This window comes from Psychrobacter fozii (assembly GCF_003217155.1).
Taxonomy (GTDB): Bacteria; Pseudomonadota; Gammaproteobacteria; order Pseudomonadales; family Moraxellaceae; genus Psychrobacter; species Psychrobacter fozii.
The window spans coordinates 15472-32328 of sequence record NZ_QJSU01000012.1 but is presented as its reverse complement, the minus strand read 5'-3'; the positions used below and the strand labels follow the sequence as shown (position 1 = coordinate 32328).

The window sequence follows — 16857 nt, the reverse complement described above, 5'->3', positions numbered from 1 at the left end:
AGAAGTGCCCGTGGTGTATCAAAAAGTATACCTTAATAAAAACAAACAGTGGCCTAGACGTTTAATGTCTGCATAGCGCATCAAGCCTATTCCGATAACATAGCTTTAGGCAATTAATCAGCTGGTATTGGTATTACGTGAATCTTCATTAGCACCGGTGATGACTGATTATAATAACGAACAGTGCGAAAAAATAGTTAAAGGAATCCTTGGTTATCATAAAGAGCAGGGTGCTTGGTTGGGATTGGCAAGATTTTCAGGGCATATGACATGTAGTGGTCAACTAATTTGGATACAAGGCAGCCAAGTGAAAGTGCTACAAACAGTAGACTAAGAGAGACTGACACCGTATCCAGTTTAGGTGAAGTGAAGCAGTGGCGTCAGCAGATTCATAGTCAACCAGAGCTTGGTTTTAAAGAATTCAATACCTCATTATTTATTGTTGATAAGTTAAAATCCTTTGGGGTTGAGGTGCATCAAGGATTGGGTGGTACAGGGGTTGTCGGTATCCTAAAGAACAGCTGAGGTCCTACTATTGGCATACGAGCTGATATTGATGCGTTACCAATAAAAGAGCAAAACGATATTGATTATAAATCCACTCATGAAAACTGTATGCATGCCTGTGGTCATGATGGTCACACGTCAGTGCTGCTTGGTACGGCAAAGCATCTTAGCCAGCATAAAGAATTTAACGGCACCATTTATTTTATCTTTCAACCTGCTGAAGAGGTCTTATGTGTTGCAAAGGCCATGATTGATGATGGGTTGTTTGACAAGTTTCCTATGGACGCCGTCTACGGGTTACATAACTGGCCAGGCCTACCTGTGGGAGAGATTGCAGTCAATAACGGAACTATAAGGCACTCATGCAGCCATGCCACATTTAGGGGCTGATCCTATAGCAGCAGGAGCGGCATTGACCACAACAATCACTCTATTAGTTCAAAATCCAGAATTTCGAATTCACTGCCATTGACGATAAGTGAAACCTGATGTGCACCAGAGTATAACTTGCGGGTTGTTACCACTTTAAAACTCTGCTTCCTCGTTACCGAATATATTTCATCGGCCCTAATATTCCGCTCGCTGATTTTAAACACTTTACGCGATAAATTTCCGTTGTTTTTCTGATAGTAAATACCATATTCCAGCCTTAGCTTTTTACTTAATGAACTCCTGTTTTGAATTGAAAAGGAAAATTCAAGTTCAGAGCCAATTTCAATTATAGGTTGTTTTAGGCAGAACTCTGATATGTTGATATCACGGCTATTAAATCCAAAAAGTTCGAGCACATCTGGATTTCCTTTTTTTAGCAACGTTCGGCAAGCGTGTTTAATCAGCCTGTCTGTGTTTTTACTTTTTCCATAGTGCTTCCTAGCAAAGTGAATAACAAAGTCAGGATTATCTTTTGCGATGTCGTTAATACTATTTGCCACACTGCGCCTGACCAGTTCACACTCATCTTCTTTTAGCTGGTCAAATATAGGTAACAACGGAGCCGGCTCTTTCTTCAGCGAAATTAATGCGATTCCCCATGGCAATCTTGGTCGGGAACCTTCACTGGCCAGTCGACGCATTCTATTATTCTTATGAGTAGTCCACAATATCATCTGTTCTAACATTTGCTGTTCATACTTTACGATAAAGGGTCTTACTGCGAACTCGCATGTGATAAATGGCGTGATCACTTCAAAGGCAGAAACAGCACTCCCATACTCATTAATCCCATATCGCTCGATATATTCTGGTAAGAACAGATATTCTAAACTATCTGCTTTAACACCCAGGTCTTCAAAGTGCTTAACCAAAGTTAGAATAAGTTTGGCTGCTTGTTCGAACTGTTCTGGCATGAACTGATGTAGAACCGTTGTAGTATGAGAAACCCGTTGCTTGAATTCATAACCATCGAACTGCTCACAAAAAATCAGTGTTATAAATTTTTGTGTATCAAAATCAGAAATAATTTCATTGCAGGCTTGAGCAAAAAAATCATAGAACTTTTTTGAATAAAGATCTTTAAACAGCGCACTCATATTATGGGACCTATATTAACGTTAATAATAGATTTTAATGCACTTTGTAACTTTTCATTTAACGGTTTCGGGTAGACTTCAGTTAAAGAAACTGATTCACATTTCTGAAAACAACAAAATGGTATAATCGCGTCTATAAATGCTTTAATGACAAGCTCTTGATCAAACTTATGTTGTTCAAAATATAATGACTTAATTTCTAAATGAGACGTTTTTCGATGCACTTTACAATCCATCCGACCAATAAATTCACCGCGATAAAGTAGCGGTAAGCAGAAGTAGCCATACTGCCGTTTCGCTGCAGGAACATAACATTCTAGTTGATAGTTATATTGAAAAAGTACGTTAAGCCGATCACGTTGAATGACACTATTATCGAATGGCGAAAGGATCAACATTCGATTATTCAGACGGGGAAGGGGCCGTTCAATCGCCTCGGTTTCCACTAACAATATTTCACCGCTACTCATTTGCACTTGTTGTAAAATGTTTTGCACTAATCGTTCATTTACCAAGCTTTTCACAGCGTTGCGCAATTCGTTATCTCGACGTAAATAAGTCAAGCCTTTAAGTGAGGTAACCCCCAAGCAGCGGAACTGTTGATCGACAATGTGCGTGGCCAACTCATCCATACTGGGCATTTTTAAGTTTACCTCAGAAGGTAATACCCGTTCAGTTAGATCATACGTTTTTTGGAAACCTTCTCGGTTACTAACCATCAGGTCGCCTTCCATATACAACTGTTCAAGTGCTTTTTTTGTAGGTTTCCAGTCCCACCAACCTGCACGCTTTGTAGCATTCGACTCTAAATCTCGAGATCGCAACGGACCGTCGATACGTATGCGAGTTAATAATTCTTGCATCAGCTTGCTATCACGCTCTTTATGCCAATGAATTTGACCATTTTTAATCGCGTGTTTGTAAGGTAATGAGAAGCGAAAATCTTTAATCGGTAAAAAAGCGGCAGCGTGAGACCAGTACTCAAAAATGTCTTTATTGAGTAATAACTGATTGGTCATAGCGGGTTTGAAATTAGGTACTCTAGAGTTAAGAATATGATGATGAGCACGCTCTACCACCGAAATAGCATCAATCTGTACGTAACCCATATGGTTAATTGCATTACACGCACCAGCCAAACCACTGCCAAAAGCTTGTGTTTGTAGCAAACCTTGTGCTGACAGGGCAAGGCGGCGTAAACGCGCTAGCTCTTGAGGGTGTTTAATTTTAATCATATTTGCCTAAGAGATAATTAACGAGTATCCGTGCAACGTGTAAACCTAAACCTAAACCTAAACCTAAACCTAAACCTAAACCTATTTTAAGGGGTTTGGTTTAAACCGAGCTCTTTTTGTTTTTTCTTTGTCAGGCCTAATGAAACAAGCCGATAAGACGCTTTAAGGTAATATAATAAGTCGTTATCAGTATCATCGTTGCTTTCGTAGTGTTGTATCCATTTCATTCCACGAGAAGCAAAATACGGTGCAGGCTTATAGCCAGGTATTTCACTGAGAAAATGAAAATTCAGTTCAGATGTTTTAAAAATAAAGGCTGGTTTATCATCTTCTCCCAACCCTCCTCCCAATCCGCCGATAGCAAAAACCTTTCCGCCGACTTTCCATACATGAGAGTTATGCCATTGGACCACATATGAGGTTGCTTCTAATGCGCGACAGAAATCATTAAATTCTTTATAGTTCATATTGACGCTCTTCGTCTATGGAGCTCAATATCTGAGCTTATAAAATATAATTGACTCGCTTTATATTCTAGCGATAACGAGCGTAAAGTTTACTGGCTAAAAAGGCACCAATAAGCATTTCAAACCATGCTATTGGGACCAAAGTAACTGCCATTTCCCACGTTCCTAATCCTGAGTTTACAGACCCTATCCAAAAAACACCCAGCGTTGCCATGCAAGTAACAGTGGCTGATATAACAATTGTTTTTACATTGTGACCAAAGCTTTGAGCGCACAACCAGTAAATAAATACCAAGGTACTCGCCAGTATCGTATCCCATATTCCCCATATCAAAGCATTACTTACGGCCATTGGCCCAACGACTAACTTTCCGGCATAGAAGGCCTCCATCATAGGAAATGCGACTAAAATAGCTCTTGCTACCTCGGCAACGTGGATCCAAATACTCGTTAGTAACATAACGACAATGAATTGCTTAAATTTGAATGTGTTATTCATAAATATCGTGTCTATTCTGATTTTTTATGGCTAATTAAAAAATAGATTCTGTAATGCATGCAACAATCTAAATTATTGAATTAAGAGTAACCAAAAATAGAATTCAAAGCATGATCAAGGACTGACTTTAATTCATCTTCTACCAGACCTACTTTTGCTTGAACAGCCAGCCCATAACTTACTGATAAAAGATAGTTAGTCAGTTTTTGAGCTGTTTGGCCTTGGGGCATATCCGTCTTCGCAATGTCAGACGCGAATAAACCTGTCAATGTTTGCTGAGTTTCTGTTCCTAATTTCTTCATATAAACAACCGCATCTTCTGGAAACGCAACACTATCTGATTCATTAAAACTCTTTACAAGCAAACATCCACGGGGCGTTTCATCGCTGGTGAATAGCTCAATAAGTCCATAGAAACAAGCTTGTAACCGCGCTTTTAATGTTGCATCTGAGGGCTCTACTAGGTGTCTGTAGTTAACTTCTACATATTGTTTTTGATAATGTGCCAAAGCATCTTTGAACAATTGCTCTTTATTGACAAACGTGCCGTACAAACTCGACGTATTAATGCCAAGCTCAGAAGAAAGATTAGCAACAGAAGTACCCGAGTACCCATTGGCCCAAAATAACCGCATCGCTTTATCTAAAACGACCTCTTTATCAAACGCTCTTTTTCGTCCTGCTTTCATTCTGTGGCCCTTAAAAATAATATTAATTAACCCTATTTTGAAGCAGTCACTTCAAAATGTCAATTTACCCTATTGACATTACAAAGTGATCGCTTCACAATTAACTCAATTCTGAAGCGATCGCTTCATAAGTGTAAAATAAGTGAACTAGAAATGTTTAAAAAATTCGTACAAATTACGTCGCTATTCAACTTTCCAATCGCACTAGGTATGATTATTTCAGCGCTGATGGCACCTCAAGCAGACACGTTAATTATCACGGTGGTATTGGGCGTATCTTTTATGCTTATGGGCGCTGCGTTACTTTGGGCTACTTCAGACATTAAAACCCGTGCCCCTCTCATTGTTTGGAACGGATTGGTAAGAATGGTCGGCTTTATCATTGTTACATATGCCGCTTCATTAGGCTTGGCTCCAAAGGTATTTATCTTTATTTCAGTCATGGATCTTATTACCGCCTTTGTTTACATCATTGGCAGTATGCGCGTATCTGGACTGTCTTTTAAATCGCTATTTTTAGGCGAAACCCAGTAACTTTAGCATTGATAACATTAACTTAAGCAAACTTAAATCAGCTACTTTCAGGAAAATATTATGACGATTAAAGCATTAAGAACACCAGAAGAAAGATTCTCTGTATTACCGGCCTTTCCTTACCAACCTAACTACATTGATGATTTAGCTGGTTTTGAGTCTTTACGCATGGCCTACATCGACGAGGGTGATTCCTCATCTGAAAACACTTTTTTATGTTTACACGGTGAGCCTTCATGGAGCTACTTATATAGAAAAATGCTTCCTATATTTACGGGCGCTGGTCATCGTGTTGTTGCGCCTGATTTGTTTGGCTTTGGTCGCTCAGATAAACCCGTTGATGAATCGGTTTATACCTTTGATTTTCACCGTGATAGTTTAATGCGATTAATTGAACGCCTTGATCTGAAAAATATTACGTTGGTCTGTCAAGACTGGGGCGGAATTCTAGGGTTAACAATCCCAATGGATATGCAAGATCGATTCAAAAATTTGATTGTTATGAACACGGCAATATCGGTGGGTGAAACCGCCCCTGAAGGGTTTTATCAGTGGCGAGATTTCTGCGCAAATGCCCCTGAAATACCAGTCGGTGGTTTATTTGCCTGTGACGCAGGGCCAGCCGTATCTGTGATGGATGTTATAGCTTACGATGCGCCATTTCCAGACAACAGCTATAAAGCAGGCGTAAGACGCTTTCCCGCCATGGTGCCTGTCGAGCCAACGATGGATGGTGTTGAGCACGGAAAACGCGCAAGAGAGTTTTGGTCAAAAGACTGGAACGGTCAAAGTTTCATGGCGATAGGCATGAAAGATACAGCTTTAGGCGAAGGCCCAATGGAGTACTTAAGAAGCTTTATTAAAGGCTGCCCTGAGCCCTTAAAAATTGCAGAAGCAGGACACTTTGTTCAAGAATACGGTGTTGAAATTGCTGAAAAAGCGCTTGTTCACTTAGAAATGAATAATAAATAGGCTATATCCAATGAATACAAATATTGAAAATAAAGTGATTGTTATAACGGGTGCAAGCAGTGGTTTAGGTGAAGCAACTGCGCGTTTTCTTGCTCAAAAAGGTGCTAAAGTCGTATTGGGTGCGCGTCGTAGTGAAAAACTAGCAGCTATCGTAAATGATATTCGTGCTGAGGGTGGCGAAGCTGAATATGTCACGATGGATGTCACCAAATCCGATCAGGTTAAAATGCTTGTCGACAAGGCGATTGAGACTTTTGGACGCTTAGATGTCATGGTCAATAATGCCGGCTTGATGTCAATTGCTCCGATGGCTGAGGTTAAGGTTGATGAATGGGATCGCATGGTCGACATTAATATCAAAGGGGTACTTTACGGTATCGCCGCAGCACTTCCCGTGTTTACCAAACAAAATAGTGGTCACTTTATTAATCTCGCTTCCGTTGCTGCACATAAAGTTTCACCGGGTTCGGCTGTCTATAGCGGTACAAAATTTGCGGTTAAAGCGATAACAGAAGGATTGAGAGCGGAAGTGGGTGGCAATATACGTACAACGCTATTATCACCTGGCTTAATTGATTCTGAATTAAAATTCGGTAGTTCGGATGAAGCCACCTCTCAATTTGTTCAAGATATTTATAAAGTCACTATTCCAGCGTTATCTATTGCTAAAGCTGTCGCCTATGCGATTGAACAACCAGATGATGTCGATATTAACGAAATTATTATCAGACCAACAATTCAAGACTTCTAATCTAATGTGAGTTGATCCTGCCTTTTTATATATCGTTTGGCAGGTCAATTTAAAAAATTGCTTTAAAGGTATAAAAAATGAAAAAAATACTCGTTATTGGCGCTAATGGCCAGATTGGTAAAATAGTAGTTGAGTTGCTTCACAATCAGGATCGCCCAGTTGTCGCAATGGTTCGTAGCAAACCACAAGCTGAGAAGTTAGAAAATATGGGTGTAGAGGTTGTTGTTGGCGATCTTGAAACTGATTTTGAACACGCTTTTAAGGACTGCGATAAAGTAGTATTTAGTGCTGGTTCTGGCGGTAATACAGGCGACGATAAAACACTTTTAATAGATTTATGGGCAGCAAAAAAAGCAGTTGATTATTCTTTAAAGGAAGGTATACAACATTTTGTAATGGTAAGTGGTTTAGGCGCACAAGACCCTGACGAATTTGAATCAGAAATAAAACCCTATTTGGTGGCAAAGTATTTTGCGGATTATTATTTAATAGAAAGTGGTTTAGAGTATACGATTTTACGTCCCGGTAGTTTAACCAATGAAAATGGAACGGGTTTAGTTAGAACGACAAGAGCTGAAAGTTTTAAAGAGTTAATCATTCCACGAGAAGATGTAGCAGCGACAATTACGTATTGTTTAAACGCCGATAATACTAAAGGAAAAACGTTTGAGCTATATAGTGGGAAAGAATCCATTCGTGAATCTTTAAAATAAGCGAATCACTCTGTTCTACAAAACAAAAACTTAACACCAGTATAATGATTATGTTAGAACGACAAATGGTTGGCGTATTAAAAGTTTAAGACTCAACATGGCTAATGTACTTGGCGCTTAATAATAGTCATTCAAGCATTAACCTTGGGCTAATCGAATTAGAAGGTCGTTTAAACTCCTCCCAGGTAAATGTGTTGAATTCATTTTTTCACTCAGAAGTATTATGTAACAAACTAAGGGATAATCATGACTCAAAATAAAACAATCTATCTTAATAAAGTACTTGAAGAACATTCTCAAGATATGACAAGTAAAGTGGTTGCCATTACCGGTACTACAAGTGGTACGGGATTTGTATTCGCAAGAGAAGTTGCTAAAAAAGGGGCTACAGTCCTACTGCTTAATCGTACAAGTGCAAGATCAGAAAATGCCTATAAGCAGTTAACCGAAGCAGTTCCAAGCGGAAAATTTGAAGCAATAGCGTGCGATTTGCAAGATTTTGAAAGTGTAAAAAAAGCAGCTGAACAAATTAAATCGGAATATAGTGTTCTCGATGTTTTAGTCAATAATGCTGGAATTATGGCCGTAAAAGATGAAGCGACTAAAGATGGCTATGATGTTCAAATGCAAACAAATGCCATATCACACTTTCTTTTAACCAAAGAATTATACCCTTTGCTTAAAAACAGTAGTGAAGCTAGAGTCATAAACCAAACGTCGTTAGCTAGATTAGGTGGACCTTTAGAACCTGCCTATTTTGAGAAAAATGGAGGTAATTTAGGAGGTAATGGCACACCTGAAGAAACCGCAAATTTTCAAGGCGCTAGATGGGAACGTTATCACCAAACTAAATTGGCAAATGCCACTTTTACCTATGGTTTAAAAAAGAAACTTTTAGAGGCTAACGTTAAAAATATTATTTCATTATTGGCGCATCCTGGCGTAGCCATAACCAACCTTCAAGCAACTTCAGCTGAAACAGGTGGAATGGATGTTAACGGAGGCGTTATGAGCCAAGCACAGTCTGCTGAAGATGGCGCCGCTGGAATTATTAGAGCTGCTATGGATAAAGAGGCGAAATCTGGTGATTTTTATGGACCAACTGAAGGGATAAGTGGTTTTCCAAATTTGCTAGAGCCAGAAGAACTACTTTTTGACGAATCTAATGTCGCTATCAATTGGAATGGGTGTGAAAAAGCTGTTGGTGAATTTAAAATATAAAATCACAAACGGTTGGTAATTTCTTTAAATCTGCATTAGAGTTTTAAATAATATGCAAAACTACCTTCAAGAAATAGAAACAATCACCTCTAAAGCAGGTGAAACCGTTCCTTTACAAAGAAAAGCTTTTGAAAGAGGTTTTTCTTTTAAGCACATGTCTTTTTATGAACAACTAGCGATATGGAGTTATATCTGGACGAACACCAAAGTGTATAGAGCAGAAATGTTTTGTTTGTATTTCTTGGAGGAGCATATTAAAAACAAAGATGAAATGCTGGCCGCTTGGCCAACGATTAAATTATGGCAAGACAAAATTAATCGATGGGAAACAAGCGATGGCATTTCAAAAATATATGCTCAATTAGTAGAATATGATGCAGCACTAATTTTGCCAACATATAAAAAATGGAATACGTCTAAAAACCCATGGCATAGAAGACAAAGCATAGTGGGTTTACTTTATTATAGCGCTTATAGAAAACACTATTTACCTTTTCAGGTACTTATAGATTTGGTAGCACCTTTAATTTCTGACAACGCTTATTATGTGGAGAAAGGCGTGGGTTGGACTATTAGAGAAATAGGAAATATATACCCTAAAGAGCAGGAAGAATTTCTATTTAAGAACGCAACTAAAATTTGTGCTTACGGATATAGTGCAGGTACAGAAAAGTGGGATAAAGCAAAACGAGAAAAACTGAAGCAAGTTAGAAAAGCAGCAAGAGTTTTAAACCGCAAAAAAAAACATTTAAAAAGGAATAAATATGTCAAACAACAAACAAATATCAGCAGCGTTTCCTTTTGAATCTAAATTTCAAGAAGTATTAGATTCTAAAATGCATTATGTAGATGAAGGAGACAAAAATTCTAAAGATACTTTTTTACTCATACACGGAAACCCTACCTCAAGTTATTTATGGCGGAACATTATTCCGCATGTAAGTGCCTTAGGTCGTGTGGTTGTTCCTGATCTTATTGGAATGGGTAAGTCTGACAAGCCCGATATAGATTATACATTTGAAGACCATATTACCTATTTGGATGCGTTTATTGAAAACTTAGGGCTGAAAAACATCATTCTAGTCATTCAAGATTGGGGCTCTGCTTTAGGTTTTAACTATGCCAATCAGCATAGAGAAAATATAAAAGGGATTGTTTTTTTTGAAGCTATGTCTCAAGTTTCTTATTGGAAAAATACGACTAAAGAGACAGAAACATTATTTAAAAAATTTCGTGACCCTGCAGAAGGGCATGAAATGATTGTTAAAAACAACTTCTTTATTGAGGCTATGCTACCCATGATGGCGGGCAGAGAATTAACTCAAGAAGAAATGGACCATTACCGAGCGCCTTATTTGGAAGAAAAGAGCCGTAAACCACTGCTTATGTGGCCTGGTCAAATTTCGTTTGATGGCGTCCCAAAATTTACCACTGACATTGTTAATTCATATAATGAGTACCACAAAAATTCAGATGTGCCTAAGTTGTTATTTTATGCAGAGCCAGGACTAATCATTAATCGAGAATTAGGTGAGCATATCGCTGAAACGTGGAAAAATATTACTGCAGTAGATTTAGGTGAAGGGAAGCATTTTCTACAAGAGTCACATCCACACGAAATTGGTGAAGGTATTGTCGATTGGTATAAAAATATTTTAAATAAATAAACACTAATTATAGGCGCAAGTGGTCAAATAGAAAAAATGCTTAAGCGTTATATTGGGTAGACTACGGAACCATGAGCAGATTTATTTGACCACGGCAACCTTAATTCTTTATTAGCTAAATGCTTCATGCTTTTCATAATTATTTCCAAAACGCCGTATAAACTGCTTGCTCAAAAAGTAGACTTAAATGAAATTAAGTCTACATGGATAAAAAAAGTGCTGATAATTAGCTAGTACCTAAAACTACTTGTTGATGCGACGATACCAGTCATGTGAACCGCCCCGGGATTGTCGGAGACTTAACATTCTGAGAGAATACGACAATGAAAAGACAAACCTACACCCCCGAGATGAAAGAACGCGCCGTTCGCATGCTGATTGAAGCGTCTGGCGATTACCCCTCCACATGGTCAGCTATTCAAACCATAGCTCCTAAGATTGGCTGCACACCTGAAACCTTACGATCGTGGCATAAAAAGCACATCGATCAAACCATTCCTGCCTCAGTGCAAGCTCAAAGTGAAAAAGAGCGCATCAAAGAGCTTGAACGCGAGAATAGAGAACTCAAGCAAGCCAACAAGATTATAGGTAAGGCTGCTGCTTTTTTCGTCCAGGCGGAGACGGGCCGCCCACCCAGATAATGGTTCAGTTTATTGATGACTATAGAGGTAGTTATGGGGCACTTGTCGCCTGAGTGTAGCTTTAAGTATGACAACCATTTTGCCACTTTGACGGCGACCTATGCGCTTAGTAAAGCAGATATAACATTGCCAGATCAAACACTGTATAACATAACAGGTTTTACCAATAAAAATCTTAAGGAAAATAATTTGACAGTTCGCCCAGCTTTAATAAGCTTTGGCTAAATATTCAAAGCAAAACTCAATAACACGCGTTTACCAGACTGAATTCGTGAAACACTGTGCTCATACTTATCGGGACGAAAAAAATAAACTCTGTCAAACAGGTTTATAATGCAGTTTGAACACTCGAACACACCACCAACTTTAGGCTGAATTAAGACAAAGTTTAATTTGTAATAACGGCCTTTTTGCACGGGATCACAGTGCTTCATAACGCTGTGGTTAGTAGGGTAGGTGACATAATTAATTGAAAAAATTCTACTACTGAAAATTGCTTTGTTGGTTACTCTTTCGGTCATATCTAATCCATTATTTTACGTGTATTAAACGTCGCTTAACGCATCTCAAGCTAATTGTATTGGTTGTAACTTAGTTAAATACTAGCGTGAATAATGTAATGAAATGTTCTACTTAATCTGAATTTTCGACAATGAATACTTGATAGGCAAGCGAATCAGCAGCTTATGGATAATTACATTCGTTTTGCCAACGAATTACATCAGAACTGCCAGTCATTATTATTTCATACTGTCATCGGATGACTGACGTTTACGATGCTCACTGAACATTCAATATCAAAGTTATTTAAGATAGATAGCTTTTTTGCTAATAACATTCTTTTGAGAGTATCCCAATCAGCTTGGTTCAAACGCGCCAATCGGCCAATTTGCTCAACTAAGATCACATCGCCCTTATGATATGAGCATCTTCAATCAGTTGCATAAGCTTGGGTCGCACCAAGATGGCTCCTGATTCGTTTTCGATATAGAAGGCGGCAATCTTGTGGCCATGATCATTGGCAAAGGCTATGAGTTCGCTTTTGGCACGCTTAGCATCTTGCTCTTTGGTAGACGCTCGTAGATACGCTCTGATAAACATAAACACCTAAAATAGTCTGTTATAAGTGGTTCCATTATAGCAGTCTGTTTTAAGTGGTCTGTTAATAGGTTTGAAGGGTGAAATAGCTGGTTCCCTTGGGGTATACCCTATGATAATAGGAAATCCATCGCGGATGATAAAACTTGTTTAGCTTCTAGACGTGATCGGCTTGTCGATAGTATGTAAGATAAGTCGGAAAAGTGAGTAGAGTGTTAGATTATTCATACTGGGACTAAATTGAATTTTTTTTTGCGGTTAATTTCTGCTCGATGTGATTCATTTTTCGCCATAATGAATCATGGCGGCTTGTGAGTTAATCAGGAAAATTAATCTTGAGTAATAAGGTAGGCTTGCAGAATTTGCAGCAGGGTTTGTTCTAGACTTCTTTACTTACGCTTTTTTGTAGATTATTTTTTAGTAAATGATCAAATATAAACGGGCCAAACGGTAAGAGTGATCCGAGTACGCCCGCAGGTATTGCCCAAAGAGGCATTTTTATTTTTATGACTGAGCCTATAAGTATTATGACATAGGCAATAAATAATATACCGTGTGCCATACCGATGTATTTCACACCTTCTGGAATATCCATCATATATTTTAGCGGCATGGCGATACAGAGCAATAATAAGAAAGAGGTGCCTTCTAGGTAGCCTATAATGGTTAGGCTTTTTAACGCGGTCCTTTGTTTTTTTCTAAGGCTGTGAATTTTTTCAATAGTTGGCTGAGCCTGTGACACTATATTTTCCTTTTGTTATTATCAATAAATAATTTATGAGTTATTCAATGTCGCCATAATAATGGCTCTACGCAGAGCTTTGAAGTATTGTGTTTTAAGAGCTAAAATGAGTGAGTACCTATACCAGTCATACATTACCTTCCAGTTCACATTTTTATAAACATACTCAAGTATAAAAAGTATTTTTCCGTATAGAGCGACTAAGACGCTAGTTCATTTTGTTTGTGCTAATCGACATCAATATGCTTATTTATTACGCTTACTTTCAAAAAATATCATATCAATAATAATCAATGCGACACCGACACAAACACCTATATCTGCAATATTAAAAATAGGATAATTCCAGACATCAGCATAATGCACATGGATAAAGTCAACCACTTTGCCAATTCTTAAACGATCGATTAAGTTGCCAATCGCACCACCAAGCACTAAGGCTAACCCCACAGACAATAGCTTGGCTGTACGAGGCGCTTTGATTAAATAAACCGTCAAAAAGATAGCCATTATAAAAGCTAAGCCTGAGAAAAACCATTTCTGCCAACCGCCAGCATCGGCTAAAAAGCTAAATGCTGCGCCATAGTTATAAGCGAGTGTCCAGTTGAGAAAGGGTTCAATGACCGGTACGGGATCATTGAAAGATAACTTGGTTTGGGCCAACCACTTAGTCCCTTGATCCAGTATTAATACCATTAGCGCCAGCAAATACCAAATAAAAGCGCGACTGCCATTGGCAACCATTTTTGGCGTTTTGTCCAACTGACCTTTAAGCGTTATCGATTTGCCTGAAGTCACGTACGTAGCTTCAGGCGTATGACTCATAGTTTCAGAGTCAATCCGTTGATGAGTGCTATTCACAGCTGCTTTATTGTCAGCAATATTAGTACTAGTCGATTCAACGCTATTTAATTTAGTACTATCTAATCTGTCGATAGGTTTAGTCATAGTTGTTGTCTTTATCTGTGTTTATACAATGAACAATGTTAAACGTATATGTTTTTGGTATACGACTATTAATAGCGCCACTTTCAAAAACTGCTCCAATTACCGCTCTGGTATTATGAAACTTACGGTAATAATTTTTTATTAGGGAATCTGTTGGTTGATTTCAACATTAACCTGAGTCTGTTCAGCGCTAATCACTATCGGATTACCCGATAAGTCGCCTGACTCTGCTATGGCATTACCGCTATGACTAATACGAGCAACGACTGCTAACTGAGTTTTGTCACTACGGGCGGAGTTTAACGTGCGCTCCGGCATCATCGCATCAAGATTACTTAAGTGGATACTGGCTTCACCTTGCTTGATAACACTAATGGGTAAACGTTTAGCAGCAAACGGTGGGCCCCCTTTAACGTCACGAATAGCAATAAATAGCACATCATCACCCTTTACTAACGGCAATAAACTGGCGTTAATCGTCACTGTCACTTCAATACCTTCTAGTGCTTGCTTTTCTTGCGTGCTAACGTAGGCGCTTAACTCATCTAAGCTTGCTAAAGCTTTAGTATGGTCACCTGGTTTGGATATAATACTGTCTTGTAAACGTCTAATCCAACCTTGCGCTTGGGCAAAGTTACTACTGCGCGCCTCACCCATTGCCATTAACATTTGAGCTCGTTCATGCTGCGGATTTTTGGCTAATATAGCTTGTAATACACGGCGAACATTTGCGTCTAACTGACCCTTATTAACAAAAAATCTAGTCTGAGCATAAGTGATTGCAACTCCTTCGTCATCAGGCGCTAAACGATAGGCGCGCGACAAGGCTTCTAATGCAGAATCAGTCGCCTCCATAGATAAGAAAAGCTCTGATAGGCGCATCCAACGATCAGGATCATTAGCATTACGGTGGACATTGGTTTGCATAGCGCTAATCAACTGACGACCGTTTTCAGTCGCCCACTTTGGTGGCGTGTCGATCTTAGCCGTTAATAAGTCATCAGCTACTTGTCCTACTTTGTCTTCAGCCGCCCATAGATCAAACACGGGCGTACGATTGCCTATTAATAAATACGCCATCGTTGCCAATATTGGGATCCAAGCTGCGACAATTAGACGGCTTTTAACATTAGGGGTGACCATTGGCGCTATTTGACGCTGCGCATCTAATAGCTGACGCTCAAGCTCCAGCTTTTGGTTTTGATAATGGCTGTTATCAATAGTACCGCTGTCTTTATCTGTTTGTAGCTCAGCCAGACGTTCGCGAAATACCGCAACGTTAATGTCTAACAGTTGGTTATCTATCGGTTTGGACTGCGAGCGTGCGGCTCTTAGCCATGGAAAAATAGCAATCAGCGCAAATATAAGAGCAATCAATAAGCCTAGAGCTATAAATAAACCAAAAGTAGAAAATAGGGTCATTCTTTGTCCTTTGGGATAGTAATGTCGTGGTCAATATTCTCAGCTTGCGATAATAGACGATCAAGTTCAGCTCTTTCCGCAGGGGTTAGAGCAGTGGCAGTATGGTCTACTGTGACGCCGCCTTGACCACGAGCGACAACTTGGCGACGCTTGCTTTGCCAAAACCAGCCGATGACTAAGACGAGCAGTAATAATGGTGGAAAAAACCACAGTATCCATGTCGATGGTCGCATAGGCGGCTTATAGCTAATAAAGTCACCGTAGCGCTCTTGCATATAGGTGCGTATTTCAGCATCACTACGTCTATCTTTAATTAAATCATAGATTTTTTGCTTTAGATCTTGGGCGATAGGTGCATCAGAGCCTGCAAGGTTTTGATTTTGGCATTTTGGACAGCGAAGATCTTCTATTAGTCCACGGTACTGAGCTTCTTGCTGTGGTGAGTCAAAATCGTATACGTCAATAGCTGCATATGTCGTCATGCTAAGTAGACACGCTAGTATTAAGCTTGCTAGTTTTAAAACAATATTAGATTTAAGAGGAGCTTTCATTCGAGCAACGTTCATTTGCATACCTTTTCAAGTTGACTCGGATCGGGGCTATCGTTGTTCTTGTTAGCCTCATTAAGCATTGTTAGGCACGGCTTAACACGCTGTTGCCAATTGGCTTCATTGATCTCACCAAGAATATGCTGACGAATGATACCGTCTCCGTCCACAACAAAGGTTTCGGGCGCACCCGTTATGCCTAAGTCTAGAGCAAACTGACCCAATGAATCTTGAATAGACATAGAGAAAGGATCACCACCTCGGTTTAAGTAGCTGAGCGCATTGCCAATCTCATCCTTATAATTCACGCCAATGATATTGACGCCGCGCTCTTCTAATTGCATTAAGAACGGATGCTCGATAACACACGTTGGGCACCATGAGCCCCAAACATTGATCAAAAACGGCGTATCTGGCAAATCATCATTAGTAATGATACGGGTAATATCTGCTAATAACGGCAGCTCAAAAGCAGGAACCGGACGCTCAAGAGCGGTATTGGTCACAATGTTTGTTGGTTTACCTAAGCGCATGTACAGTATCACTACCAAACCAAAAAAGACGATAAGCGGAATTAAAAACCAGACTTTAAAAGGTTTGCTCTTTATTGTCTTATGACGACGTTTATGGTTTTGACTGATGTTTTGATTGGAGGAGTTATCAAGTTTGCTCAT

At 39.2% G+C, this 16857-nt stretch carries 20 protein-coding genes and 1 pseudogene; 10 read left to right on the top strand and 11 right to left on the bottom strand.

The features are described from left to right. Nucleotides 1-288 precede the first annotated feature (288 nt). Together DFP82_RS14850 and DFP82_RS14960 are read left to right on the top strand one after the other, a co-directional pair. Nucleotides 289-525, top strand: a complete 237-nt coding sequence (locus DFP82_RS14850; RefSeq protein ID WP_245905731.1) for a hypothetical protein — start codon at nt 289-291, stop codon at nt 523-525. Nucleotides 526-534: 9 nt separating this feature from the next. Continuing rightward, complete coding sequence (locus DFP82_RS14960) at nt 535-897, top strand: M20/M25/M40 family metallo-hydrolase (RefSeq protein ID WP_425450614.1); 363 nt, start codon at nt 535-537, stop codon at nt 895-897. Between the two features lie 35 nt (nt 898-932). Here DFP82_RS14960 and DFP82_RS13505 read toward each other — a convergent pair whose 3' ends face one another. The 5 genes from DFP82_RS13505 to DFP82_RS13485 form a co-directional block, all read right to left on the bottom strand. After that, nucleotides 933-2036 (bottom strand): DNA alkylation repair protein, encoded by a 1104-nt coding sequence (locus DFP82_RS13505; RefSeq protein WP_110924248.1) that lies wholly within the window; start codon nt 2034-2036, stop codon nt 933-935. Then, nucleotides 2033-3271, bottom strand: a complete 1239-nt coding sequence (locus tag DFP82_RS13500) for a winged helix-turn-helix domain-containing protein (protein WP_110924247.1) — start codon at nt 3269-3271, stop codon at nt 2033-2035. Before DFP82_RS13500 ends, DFP82_RS13505 begins: the two co-directional genes overlap by 4 nt. Before the next feature lie 86 nt (nt 3272-3357). Then, nucleotides 3358-3738: an MmcQ/YjbR family DNA-binding protein gene (locus DFP82_RS13495; RefSeq protein WP_110924246.1), complete on the bottom strand. Its 381-nt coding sequence runs from the start codon at nt 3736-3738 to the stop codon at nt 3358-3360. Between the two features lie 67 nt (nt 3739-3805). Continuing rightward, entirely contained in the window at nt 3806-4237 is a 432-nt protein-coding gene (locus DFP82_RS13490; RefSeq protein ID WP_110924245.1) for a hypothetical protein, read from the bottom strand. A gap of 80 nt (nt 4238-4317) precedes the next feature. Next, the gene (locus DFP82_RS13485) at nt 4318-4926 is read right to left on the bottom strand and encodes a TetR/AcrR family transcriptional regulator (protein WP_110924244.1); all 609 of its coding nucleotides are present in this window, start codon (nt 4924-4926) and stop codon (nt 4318-4320) included. Between the two features lie 153 nt (nt 4927-5079). On the opposite strand from DFP82_RS13485, the gene DFP82_RS13480 reads away from it, so the two are divergent. The 8 genes and pseudogenes from DFP82_RS13480 to DFP82_RS13445 form a co-directional block, all read left to right on the top strand. Further along, nucleotides 5080-5460, top strand: coding sequence for a hypothetical protein (locus DFP82_RS13480; RefSeq protein WP_110924243.1), 381 nt, complete (start codon nt 5080-5082; stop codon nt 5458-5460). 60 nt (nt 5461-5520) lie between these two features. After that, nucleotides 5521-6432 carry a haloalkane dehalogenase gene (locus tag DFP82_RS13475; protein ID WP_110924242.1) on the top strand — a complete coding sequence of 304 codons (912 nt, stop codon included), beginning with the start codon at nt 5521-5523 and terminating at the stop codon, nt 6430-6432. A 10-nt stretch (nt 6433-6442) separates the two neighbouring features. Beyond that, on the top strand, nt 6443-7183 hold the full coding sequence (locus tag DFP82_RS13470; protein WP_110924241.1) for an SDR family oxidoreductase: 741 nt from the start codon (nt 6443-6445) through the stop codon (nt 7181-7183). 77 nt (nt 7184-7260) lie between these two features. Next, nucleotides 7261-7896 carry an SDR family oxidoreductase gene (locus tag DFP82_RS13465; protein ID WP_110924240.1) on the top strand — a complete coding sequence of 212 codons (636 nt, stop codon included), beginning with the start codon at nt 7261-7263 and terminating at the stop codon, nt 7894-7896. A 246-nt stretch (nt 7897-8142) separates the two neighbouring features. After that, entirely contained in the window at nt 8143-9117 is a 975-nt protein-coding gene (locus DFP82_RS13460) for an SDR family NAD(P)-dependent oxidoreductase (protein WP_220034752.1), read from the top strand. A 52-nt stretch (nt 9118-9169) separates the two neighbouring features. Beyond that, nucleotides 9170-9922 (top strand): DNA alkylation repair protein, encoded by a 753-nt coding sequence (locus DFP82_RS13455; protein WP_110924238.1) that lies wholly within the window; start codon nt 9170-9172, stop codon nt 9920-9922. Next, nucleotides 9882-10784: a haloalkane dehalogenase gene (locus DFP82_RS13450; RefSeq protein WP_110924237.1), complete on the top strand. Its 903-nt coding sequence runs from the start codon at nt 9882-9884 to the stop codon at nt 10782-10784. Before DFP82_RS13455 ends, DFP82_RS13450 begins: the two co-directional genes overlap by 41 nt. A 323-nt stretch (nt 10785-11107) precedes the next feature. After that, a pseudogene (locus DFP82_RS13445) lies at nt 11108-11463 on the top strand (transposase); the annotation flags it as partial. Nucleotides 11464-12328: 865 nt separating this feature from the next. On the opposite strand, the gene DFP82_RS13430 reads toward DFP82_RS13445, so the two are convergent. From DFP82_RS13430 to DFP82_RS13405, 6 genes are all read right to left on the bottom strand, one after another. After that, nucleotides 12329-12526 (bottom strand): recombinase family protein, encoded by a 198-nt coding sequence (locus DFP82_RS13430; protein ID WP_245905730.1) that lies wholly within the window; start codon nt 12524-12526, stop codon nt 12329-12331. Nucleotides 12527-12902: 376 nt separating this feature from the next. Next, nucleotides 12903-13265: a DUF3817 domain-containing protein gene (locus tag DFP82_RS13425; protein WP_110924233.1), complete on the bottom strand. Its 363-nt coding sequence runs from the start codon at nt 13263-13265 to the stop codon at nt 12903-12905. Nucleotides 13266-13511: 246 nt separating this feature from the next. Then, nucleotides 13512-14213, bottom strand: coding sequence for a signal peptidase II (lspA, locus tag DFP82_RS13420; RefSeq protein ID WP_110924232.1), 702 nt, complete (start codon nt 14211-14213; stop codon nt 13512-13514). Between the two features lie 141 nt (nt 14214-14354). Beyond that, the gene (ccmI, locus tag DFP82_RS13415; RefSeq protein WP_110924231.1) at nt 14355-15635 is read right to left on the bottom strand and encodes a c-type cytochrome biogenesis protein CcmI; all 1281 of its coding nucleotides are present in this window, start codon (nt 15633-15635) and stop codon (nt 14355-14357) included. Beyond that, on the bottom strand, nt 15632-16117 hold the full coding sequence (locus tag DFP82_RS13410) for a cytochrome c-type biogenesis protein (RefSeq protein WP_245905729.1): 486 nt from the start codon (nt 16115-16117) through the stop codon (nt 15632-15634). Before DFP82_RS13410 ends, ccmI begins: the two co-directional genes overlap by 4 nt. A gap of 80 nt (nt 16118-16197) precedes the next feature. Continuing rightward, nucleotides 16198-16857, bottom strand: coding sequence for a DsbE family thiol:disulfide interchange protein (locus DFP82_RS13405; protein ID WP_110924229.1), 660 nt, complete (start codon nt 16855-16857; stop codon nt 16198-16200).